General features: G+C 61.7%; 1 protein-coding gene and 1 pseudogene. Both read right to left on the reverse strand.

Annotation, left to right across the window (positions count from 1 at the left end):
• Nucleotides 1-396: pseudogene (locus tag AC1D1P_RS22675) on the reverse strand (hypothetical protein); the annotation flags it as partial.
• 34 nt (nucleotides 397-430) lie between these two features.
• On the reverse strand, nucleotides 431-1,671 hold a 1,241-nt coding region (locus AC1D1P_RS22680; RefSeq protein ID WP_477674540.1), incomplete at its 5' end, for a GMC family oxidoreductase.

A 1,671-nucleotide genomic window follows, 5' to 3' on the forward strand; every position in this document is an offset into this window, starting at 1 on the left:
CGGCAGGACCCTGTCCGGGACAGCATTGGAGCGAAAGGGCTGGCGCCAGCAGAACACGCGAGGAGCCGTCAATGTCTCACCCAGCCACGGCAGGACCCTGTCCGGGACAGCATTGGAGCGAAAGGGCTGGCGCCAGCAGAACACGCGAGKAGCCGTCAATGTCTCACCCAGCCATGCGCGCAGAAGTTCTGTCCAGGTGGGCTGGGGCGCCGGATCTGCCTTGTTGATGTACCGAAGGAGTAAAAACTCAAGGGCGAGGAAACCGGTGTACCCCAGTGCAATCAGCAGGAAGCCGGTGACGGCCAGCATGGGAGAGCTGCTGCGGAACCAGAACAGCCAGCCGAAAGCCGCGGCGACCAGGGTCAGGGTGATGAATCTTTGCAGTTGAGCCAGCATGAATGAATCGGCGCGAGATCAAACCCGCAGTATCTCAGGCCAGTGTGACATCCTTGCCCGACATTTTTTTGGCGAGGCCTTGCGCCAGGCGATTCACGGCGCCGTAGATGGAAAGTTGCGGATTGGCGCCAATGCTGGTGGGGAAAAGCGACCCGTCGTGAATCGAAAGATTTTCGAGTTGCCAATGCACGCCGTCGGGCCGGGTAACGCCCTGTCGTTCAGCGCCCGCAAGGCTGCAGCCGCCCATGACATGGGCGCTCACCACCCGCGTGAGCATCGGCTTCATGGGCAAGGCATTGACCGCATCACGCGCCTCGGCCCAAGAGGTATAGGGCCTGGCCATTTCGTGCAGCGGCAAAACCTGTTTGGCACCCGCTGCAAACTGGATTTCCATCATTGACAGCAGAGCCCTGCGCCCACCCTCCATGACGTAGTCCGTCAGCGGATAGTCCAGCACGGCGGAGTTGTCACTGCGCAGCTTCACCTGGCCGCCAGGCGACTCATCATGAAAACCATCGCGAAGCAAGGCCAGCAGCGTGTGGTTGTAGGGAAAAGACTTGAGCAGGTCGTGCTGACTCTGACCGAAGCCCGGGACTGTCGACGCAAAAATGATCGGGTGCAGAGGTGGGGCTTCCAGCTTGTAGCCAATCGGTCCGTCAATCGCCTGGGTTTCCAGGAAATGGTCAGAGTAGATAGTTTGCGGCGCACCGCTCCAGGCCTCCACCTTCTGGGCAAACACACTGGAGGACATCACGACCGGGTGCAGGAATGTCCGGGCGCCCAGCACGCCGTGCGGGTCGGGGGCCTGGGAGCGCAGCAGGACGGCCGGCGAGTTGATGGCACCACCGGCCAGCACATAGTGTTTTGCTCTTATTTTGATAGCTGGTTGCGCATGTCCTGATTGGGCCAGCGCCCCATTTGGCTCTACACCCCGGCATATCAGCGCGGTGACCCTGCCATTGGCCAGTTCAAGGCTTTCTGCGCGGGTTTCAGTGAGCAGTTGCGCCCCGCGGTCGAGCGCGGCGGGAATGGTGGTGACCAACATGGACTGCTTGGCATTGGTGGGGCAACCCAAYCCGCACGAGCCCAGGTTCCAGCAACCCTTGACGTTGCGGGAGATSGCCGAAGCGGGAATGCCCAGTTTGGCGGCGCCTCTKCGCAACAGGTCGTTGTTCTCGTTCGGCGGSACCAGCCAGGGSGTGATGTTCGGCCGCTGCTCGGCCTGCGCGAAATACGGTGCAAGCGCTTCCACGGTGTAGCCCCCCAGCCCAAACC

The organism is Polaromonas sp. P1_E1_2 (genome assembly GCF_056406035.1).